Source organism: Rhodococcus sp. YH1, assembly GCF_009939605.1.
Lineage (GTDB): Bacteria > Actinomycetota > Actinomycetes > Mycobacteriales > Mycobacteriaceae > Rhodococcus > Rhodococcus aetherivorans.
Window position 1 is genome coordinate 1 of sequence record NZ_WVTE01000099.1, and the last position, 8,443, is coordinate 8,443.

General features: G+C 71.2%; 5 protein-coding genes and 1 pseudogene. All 6 read right to left on the reverse strand.

Annotated elements, in window-relative coordinates; translation table 11 throughout:
- Nucleotides 1-3,217, reverse strand: a 3,217-nt coding sequence (locus tag AIIKEEIJ_RS09560; protein ID WP_202916819.1) for an NAD-glutamate dehydrogenase domain-containing protein, incomplete at its 3' end; no start/stop codon positions are given.
- Between the two features lie 109 nt (nucleotides 3,218-3,326).
- Entirely contained in the window at nucleotides 3,327-3,743 is a 417-nt protein-coding gene (locus AIIKEEIJ_RS09565) for an acyl-CoA thioesterase (protein WP_006930526.1), read from the reverse strand.
- Nucleotides 3,736-5,409, reverse strand: a complete 1,674-nt coding sequence (ettA, locus tag AIIKEEIJ_RS09570; protein ID WP_006930524.1) for an energy-dependent translational throttle protein EttA — start codon at nucleotides 5,407-5,409, stop codon at nucleotides 3,736-3,738. Before ettA ends, AIIKEEIJ_RS09565 begins: the two co-directional genes overlap by 8 nt.
- A gap of 81 nt (nucleotides 5,410-5,490) precedes the next feature.
- On the reverse strand, nucleotides 5,491-6,618 hold the full coding sequence (locus AIIKEEIJ_RS09575; protein ID WP_161995526.1) for a lipase family protein: 1,128 nt from the start codon (nucleotides 6,616-6,618) through the stop codon (nucleotides 5,491-5,493).
- Between the two features lie 78 nt (nucleotides 6,619-6,696).
- A complete protein-coding gene (locus tag AIIKEEIJ_RS09580; RefSeq protein ID WP_161995527.1) occupies nucleotides 6,697-7,761 on the reverse strand; it encodes a lipase family protein in 1,065 nt (354 codons plus the stop codon).
- A 74-nt stretch (nucleotides 7,762-7,835) separates the two neighbouring features.
- Nucleotides 7,836-8,443 (reverse strand): annotated as a pseudogene (locus tag AIIKEEIJ_RS09585) (lipase); the annotation flags it as partial.

Sequence of the window (8,443 nt, forward strand, 5' to 3'; positions counted from 1 at the left end):
GCGAGAGCTCGGTGACGTCGTCGTCGAGTCCGAGCACGCTACGGGCCTGGGGGCTGAGCGGGACGGACTTGAGCGAGCGCTCCCACACCCCGCCGCCGGTGCTGATCAGGTCCGCGTCGTAGTCGGCCCACGACGAGCGGGGCAGGTCGTACAGGCGGCGCCGCTCGGCGTACGAGGCGGCGGGCTCCGGGTGGGGGTCGAGGAAGATGTGCCGGTGGTCGAACGCGGCCACCAACCGGATGTGGGTGCTCAGCAGCATGCCGTTGCCGAACACGTCGCCGCTCATGTCGCCGACGCCGGCGACCGTGAAGTCCTCGCTCTGCGTGTCGACGCCCAGTTCGCGGAAGTGTCGCTTGACGCTCTCCCACGCGCCGCGCGCGGTGATGCCCATCGCCTTGTGGTCGTAGCCGGCCGATCCGCCGGAGGCGAAGGCGTCGCCGAGCCAGAACCCGTACTCGCGGGCGACCTCGTTGGCGAGGTCGGAGAAGGTGGCGGTGCCCTTGTCCGCGGCGACCACGAGGTACGTGTCGTCCCCGTCGCGGCGGACCACCCGCGGTGGCGGCACGGCCACGCCGCGGGCGCGGTCGAGGTTGTCGGTGACGTCGAGCAGGCCCGCGATGAACCGCCGGTAGCAGGCCTCCCCCTGCGCGCGCACCGCCTGCCGGTCGGCGGCCGCGTCCCCGGTCGGCGCGACGGGGCGCTTGACCACGAAGCCCCCCTTGGCACCGACGGGGACGATGACGGCGTTCTTCACGGCCTGGGCCTTGGCGAGCCCGAGGATCTCGGTGCGGAAGTCCTCGCGCCGGTCCGACCAGCGCAGGCCGCCGCGGGCAACGGAGCCGAAGCGCATGTGCACACCCTCGACGTCGGGTGCGTAGACGAACACCTCGAACTTCGGTCGCGGCTGGGGCAGTTCGTTGATGCGGGTCGGGTCGAGCTTGAACGACAGGACCCGGGCGGGCGCGGCGTCGGCGCGCGAGAGCGCGACGGCCCCGTCGTCGCCGGACACGAAGTAGTTGGTGCGCAACGTCGCCCGGATGAGGCCGAAGAGACCGCGCAGGATCCGGTCGGCGTCGAGGCTGACGACGGCGTCGATCCGGCCGACCAGTTCGGCGGCGGCGTCCTGCTCGCGGTCGGCGGACGCCTCGTCGGGGTCGAACATCGCCTCGAACAGTTCGGCGAGCAGCGCGGTGGTGTCCGGGTCGGCGAGCAGCACACCTTCGATGTGGTACTGACTGTAGGGGAAACCGGCCTGCCGCAGGTACTTCGCGTAGGCGCGCAGCATCATGGCCTGCCGCCAGCCCAGCCCGGCCCGCAGGACCAGTTCGTTGAACCGGTCCGGCTCCGAGAGCCCGTGCCACACGGCGGCGAACGCCGCGGTGACACGGGTGGTCACCCTCGGGTCGGGTTCGAGGTCGACGGGCAGGACCAGGCCGAAATCGTAGATCCAGCAGCTCATCCGGTCGGCGCGGATGATCTGGTACGGGCGCTCGTCGAGCACCTCGACGCCGAGGCTCTGCAGCACCGGCAGCACCTGGCTGAGGGTGATGCCCTCGCTGCCGATGTAGAGCGTGAAGCGCCACCGGCGCGGGTCGGCGCCGGGGGGCCGGTACAGCAGCAGGTCGATGCTGCCGTCGCGCAGTGCCTCGAGGCGGGCGATGTCGGCCAGCGCCCGGACGGCGTCGAAGTCCTCCTTGTAACCGTCGGGGAGCGCCTCCGCGTAGCGCTGCACCAGCACGGGATCGACGGTGTGGTCGGTGGCGGCCAGGTCGGCGAGGTGGTCGTCCCAGCTGCGGCTGGCCTCGGTGAGCAGGGCCTGGATGCGCAGGCGATTCTCCTCGGAGGTGTCGATCCGCGGCAGGGCCTGTCCCGGCGGGGTCCGGATGGTCACGTGCAGCAGCGCCAGGTCGCCCTCCGTGACCCGGGCGGTGTAGTGGATGGAACCCCCGCCGTACTCGCGCATCAGGATCTGCTGCATCGCGACCCGGACCCGTGTGTTGTAGCGGTCGCGGGGCAGGTAGATCAGGCACGAGACGAAGCGGCCGTAGGGGTCGACCCGCAGGAACAACCGCAGTTGCCGGCGCATCGCGACCACCGCGGTGACGGTCTCGTAGAGGGTGTCGGTGTCGGCGGAGAACAGTTCCACCCGGGGCAGCGCCTGCAGCACCTCGAGCATCGCCTGTCCGGTGAAGGACGACAGTTCCACGCCGGCGCGGGCCACCACCTCCCGGACCCGGCGCGCCAGCACGGGAATGTCGAGCACGTTCTCGTGCAGCGCGGTCACGGCCAGCACACCGAGGAACCGGTGCTCGCCGACGACGCGACCGTCCGGGCCGAGGACGGCAACGCCCACGAAGTACGGGTACACCGAGCGGTGCACCGTGGCAGGCAGGGACGCCTGGGTGAGCACCAGCAGCGGCCGGTCGGTGGCCTCGACGGTCGCCGACATGTCGATCACGTCGTCGGCGGCGAGGTCGGAACGCAGCACCCCGAGACCACTGCCGGGCACGGCGCGGGCGTGCCGCGTCCCGGAGGCGTCGGCGACGATGTCGTAGCGCCGGTAACCGAGGACGGTGTAGTTGCCACGCGCGAGCCAGCGCAGCAGCGCCGCCGTCTCCCGCAACTCCTCCGCGGCGTGCCGCGGCGGCGGGTTCTCGGCGAGCGCGTCGAGTTCGACGGCGAGATCGCGTTCGCGGGCGAGCATCGCGGCGGTGTCGGCCCCGACCTGCCGCACGTCGGCGAGCACACCGCCGATCTCGGTGCCGACGGTGTCGAGGGTGGCCTCGGAGGTGGCCGGGTGCAGCTGGACGTGAATCCACGACTCCGCGACGAAGCCGTGCGGGGGCGTGGTGTCGGCCACCATCTCGAGCAGGCGTCCGTCCTCGTCGCGCCGGACGGACACGACGGGATGGACGAGTTCGCGGATGGCGACGCCGAGCCGGGTCAGCAGCGCGATGACGGATTCGACGAGCAGCGGCATGTCGTCGGTGACGATCTGCAGGGCGGCGCCGACGCCCCACCGATCGCCGGGCCGGTAGACGCGGGTCAGGACGGCGTCGGCACTCCGCTCGCGGCCGAGGTCCAGGTGGGCGAACAGGGCCGGATCGGGGGCGTCGAGGGTGTCCGCGTAGCGGCGATAGACGTCCTCGAGCGCGGCCGCCGAAAGCTCACCGCGCCGGTTCGACGAAACCCCCTGGGGTGTGGCGGACTCGGCCATGGTGCTCACTCCCTCATTCGCCGCCGGAAACCGGCAGCGCCGCGGACAGGCTCTGGTTCGAGCCTATCCGCGGCGCCGGGTGTGAGGGGGGAATCCCGGGCCGGGGCGGTCAGCCGACCGTCGCGGCGACGTAGTCCTCGAGGACCGCCCGCTCCTCGGCGGTGAGCGGCCGGGAGGACTCCGTGTGCGGGTCGAACCCGACGAGGACGGCGTCCCCGGAACCGCACGGATTGCCCTGCACGTCGGTGATCACGTGCCGCAGGGTGTACGAGCTGTTGCCCACGTGCAGGACCGAGATGGCGACGGTGATCGGACCGGAGTCGTCCTTGAGCGGGCGCAGGAACTCCACGTCCATCTTCCGCACCACCACGGCGCCGCGCGCGAACGGGCCGCTCTGCAGGAACTTGATCCGGGCCTCCTGCATGTACTCCACGAACTTCGTGTTGTTCACGTGCCCGAGACGGTCGGAGTCGGCCCAGCGGACCTCCAACGTGCAGGTGAAGGTCTTCTGCCCCGGCTCAGTCACGGGTGAGCTTCCGGTGGGTGACGCGGTGCGGACGCGCCGCCTCCGCCCCGAGCCGCTCGACCTTGTTGGCCTCGTACGATTCGAAGTTGCCCTCGAACCAGAACCACTTGCCCTCCTCGACGTTGCCTTCCCACGCGAGGATGTGGGTGCAGGTGCGGTCGAGGAACCAGCGGTCGTGGGAGATCACGACGGCACAGCCGGGGAACTTCTGCAGTGCGTTCTCGAGCGAGCTCAGGGTTTCGACGTCGAGGTCGTTGGTCGGCTCGTCGAGCAGGATCAGGTTGCCGCCCTCCTTGAGGGTCAGTGCCAGGTTCAGGCGGTTGCGCTCACCACCGGAGAGCACCTCGGCCTTCTTCTGCTGGTCCGGGCCCTTGAACCCGAAGGCGCTGACATACGCGCGCGAGGGCATCTCGTTCTGGCCGACCTCGATGTAGTCGAGTCCGTCCGAAACCACCTCCCACACCGTCTTGTTGGGGTCGATGTTCGCGCGGGACTGGTCGACGTAGCTCAGCCTGACGGTGTCGCCGACCTTCACGGTGCCCGAGTCGGGCTTCTCGAGGCCGACGATGGTCTTGAACAGGGTGGTCTTGCCGACGCCGTTGGGACCGATCACGCCGACGATGCCGTTGCGCGGCAGCGTGAACGACAGGTCCTTGATCAGCACGCGGCCTTCGAATCCCTTGTCGAGGTGGTCGACCTCGACCACGACGTCGCCCAGGCGCGGCGGTGTCGGGATCTGGATCTCCTCGAAGTCCAGCTTGCGGAACTTCTCGGCCTCGGCGGCCATCTCCTCGTAGCGGGCCAGACGGGCCTTGCTCTTGGTCTGGCGCGCCTTGGCGCCGGACCGGACCCACTCGAGCTCCTCCCGGAGGCGCTTCTGCAGCTTCTGGTCCTTCTTGCCCTGCACCTCGAGGCGCTCGGCCTTCTTCTCCAGGTAGGTGGAGTAGTTGCCCTCGTACGGGTGCAGCTTGCCGCGGTCGACCTCGCAGATCCACTGCGCGACGTGATCGAGGAAGTACCGGTCGTGGGTGACGGCGAGGACGGCGCCCGGGTAGCTCGCGAGGAACTGCTCGAGCCACAGCACCGACTCGGCGTCGAGGTGGTTGGTGGGCTCGTCGAGCAGCAACAGGTCGGGCTTGCTCAGCAGCAGCTTGCACAGGGCGACGCGGCGGCGCTCACCGCCGGAGAGGTGGGTGACCGGCTCGTCCGGCGGCGGGCAGCGCAGGGCATCCATGGCCTGCTCGAGCTGCGAGTCGATGTCCCAGGCGTTGGCGTGGTCGAGTTCCTCCTGGAGCTTGCCCATCTCCTCCATCAACTCGTCGGAGTAGTCGGTCGCCATCAGCTCGGCGATCTCGTTGAACCGGTCGAGCTTGACCTTGATCTCGCCGAGACCCTCCTCCACATTGCCGCGGACGGTCTTCTCCTCGTTGAGCGGCGGTTCCTGCAGCAGGATGCCGACGGAGGCTTCCGGGTCGAGGAAGGCCTCGCCGTTGCTGGGCTGGTCCAACCCGGCCATGATCTTGAGGATGGACGACTTGCCCGCGCCGTTCGGTCCGACCACACCGATCTTGGCACCCGGGTAGAAGCTCATGGTGACGTCGTCGAGAATGACCTTGTCACCGTGCGCCTTGCGCACCTTCTTCATCGTGTAAATGAACTCCGCCATAGGTCCAGCGTATCGGGCGGACCCGCAGAACCCACATCCCGGACGACCGGGCCCGCCCGGCGGGACCCGGGAGCGGGCCGGCTACGACCCGAACAGCCGCGCCACGAACGGGGTGGTGTCGGGCAGGGACCGGGTCATGGTCGTGTTGTGCCCGGCCACGTACACCCGGTAGTCGGCGTCGGCGCCCCCCGCCCGCAGGTCGGCTGCGAGCTTGGCCGACAGCGGCGCCGGAACCATCGTGTCGTGGATGCCCTGGGCGAGGAACACCGGCCGGTCGTACCCGCTCGTCGGGACGCCGAGGTAGTCGGCGAACACGGCGGGGAACCGGCCCGCGGACAGCGGCAGCGCCGCCAGCTCGCCCACCCGCACCCCGTCGGCGAGCGCGTTCAGCTCGTTGTAGCAGAGCTGTTCGGCCGCGTCGACGAACTTCCGCCCGGTCGGGGTCAGGTAGCTGTTCACATCCAGGTCGGGCTGGGCGGCGCGGAGCCCGGCGAAGATGTAGGAACTGAAGGCCACCAGACCCTCGAAGCCCGGATCCGGGAATCCGGGTCCGCCCATCGGAAACAGTTGCTCGAGGTTGGACGGCGCCCCGGTGGTGACGGTGCCGCGGAAGTCGAGCTCCGGGGCCCGCGACGAGGCCCGGTGCGCGGTGTGCAGCGCCGCGTGCCCGCCCTGGGACTGGCCGACGACGACCCAGCGCTGCGACAGCGACGGCTCGGCGGCACGGCCCGCGCGCACGATGTCGACGACGCTGTTGGCGGCGCTCTGCCCGTCGAGGTACGGGTGGACGCCCTCGGTGCCCAGGCCCGGATAGTCGGCCGCGACGACGGCGTAGCCCTGGGCGAGCCAATGCTCGAGGTACGGACGCTCGAGATCGGACCACGGGTGCCGCGACGGGGCGCAGTCGTCGGCGATGCCGACGGTGCCGTGCGCGTAGGACACCACCGGCCAGCCGCCCGCCGGGGCCGGCCCCGGCGGGAGGAACAGCACGCCGGTGCCGACGGCCGGAGCGCCGGAGCGCCACTCGGTGCGGTAGGTGAGCCGCTCGGCGACCGCGGCACCCGGCACCGACATCTCGGCCGGCAGCGGCTCGACCGACACGATCGCGCCCGGCGCGGGGTCGGCGGCCGCGACGGACGGGGCGAGCACGCCCGCCAGCACCGCGCCGATCGCGCCCAGCGCCCGTCGCCACCGTCTGTTCCGGCCCATGAAGTCCTCCGCTCGTCCGAGGGGCGTGCCGATCGTCGGCATGCGCCACCTCGCACGTCGGTCGCCGGCCGTCCCGCGTTACCGGACGAATCGGGCGGCCACGAACGGTGTCGTGTCCGGGAGCGCGTCGAAGAGGGTGGCGAAGTGGTCGTCCGGATAGGTGCGGTAGTCGACGTCGGCGCCACCGGCCCACAGGTCGGCGACGAGCTTGAACGACAGCGGCGCGGGAACCATCCGGTCCCGCAATCCCTGGCCGACGAACAGCGGCCGGTCGTAACCGCGGGTCGGGACACCGAGGTAGTCGGCGAGCGCGGCCCGCATCCGGTCGTCGCCCAGCGGCCGGGACAGCAACTGCCCCACATCCACGTCGGCGGCGCGGTCCTCGAGATCCCCGTAGCAGAGGTACTCGGCGGCGTCGACGAGATCGCGTCCGACGGGCGTGAGGTAGCTGTTCACGTCGAGATCGGGGCGTGCCGCCCGCAGCCCGGCCATGATGTAGGCGCTGAACGAGACGAGCCCGTCGAGGTCGAGGTCGGGGAAGCCGGGCACCCCGAACGGGAACAGCAGCTCGAGGTTGGACGGCGCACCGGTGGCGACCGCGCCGCGGAAGTCGAGCTCCGGCGCGCGCACCGTGGCCCGGTGCGCGGTGTGCAGCGCCGCGTGCCCGCCCTGCGACTGGCCGACGACCACCCACCGCTGCGACAGCGACGGTTCGACGGCCCGGGCGGCGCGGACGACGTCGACGATGCTGTTCGCGGCGGTGGGCCCGTCGAGATACGTGTGCAGGCCCTCGGTACCGAGGCCGGGATAGTCGGCGGCCACCACCGCGTAGCCCTGCGACAGCCAGTGCGCGAGATACCGCCGCTCCCGGTCGATGCGCCGGTTGCGCGACGGCGCACAGTCGTCGCCGATGCCGACGGTGCCGTGCGCCCACGACACGACCGGCCAGCCGCCGTCGGGTGCCTCACCCGGCGGCAGGAACAGCACCCCCGTGCCGACGGCGGCGACGCCGGACCGCCACTGAGTCCGGTAGGTGAGCCGCTCGGCGACCGCGGCACCGGGCACGGAGAGTTCCGCCGGCAACGGTTCCACCGACATCACCGCGCCGGGCACGGGTTCAGCGACCGCGACGGCCGGGCACATCACGGCCACCGACGCGCAGGCCGCCCACAGCGACCGGCGCACTCCCCACCTGCTCACGGCGCAACCCCTCTGCTCTACCTGCCGAGCAATGTCGCCGCGAACGGCGTGCTGGCCGGCAGGGCGTCGAACATGGTCTCGGAATGCCCGTTGGGGTAGGTGCGGTAGTCGACGTTCGTACCCCCGGACCACAGGTCGGCGACGAGCTTGAACGACAGCGGCGCCGGCACGACCTGATCCCGCAGCCCCTGACCGAGGAACAGTGGCCGATCGTAGCCGCGGGTGGGCACCCCCATGTAGTCGGCGAGCGCCGCACGCATGCGGTCGTCGCCGAGCGGGCGGGCGAGGATCTCCCCCACGCCGATGCCGCGGACGCGGTCGCCGAGGTCGGCGTAGCAGAGCCGTTCGGCGTCGTCGACGACGTCCCGCCCGACCGGGGTGAGGTAGCTGTTCACGTCCAGGTCGGGCCGCGCGACCCGCAGGCCGGCCAGGACGTAGGACAGGAACACGGTGGTGCCGTCCAGGCCCAGGTCCGGGAAACCGGGGCCGCCGAACGGGAACACCGTCTCGAGGTTCGACGGCGCGCCGGTGGCGATCATGCCGCGGAAGTCGAGTTCCGGGGCCCGCGACGTGGCCAGGCGCGCGGTGTGCAGGGCGGCGTGACCGCCCTGCGACTGGCCGATCA

Bases quoted from the DNA above. Each gene is read 5' to 3' on its own strand.
- ettA (WP_006930524.1), bottom strand. From the start codon at position 5,409: ATGGCGGAGTTCATTTACACGATGAAGAAGGTGCGCAAGGCGCACGGT.
- AIIKEEIJ_RS09575 (WP_161995526.1), bottom strand. From the start codon at position 6,618: ATGGGCCGGAACAGACGGTGGCGACGGGCGCTGGGCGCGATCGGCGCG.
- AIIKEEIJ_RS09580 (WP_161995527.1), bottom strand. From the start codon at position 7,761: ATGTGCCCGGCCGTCGCGGTCGCTGAACCCGTGCCCGGCGCGGTGATG.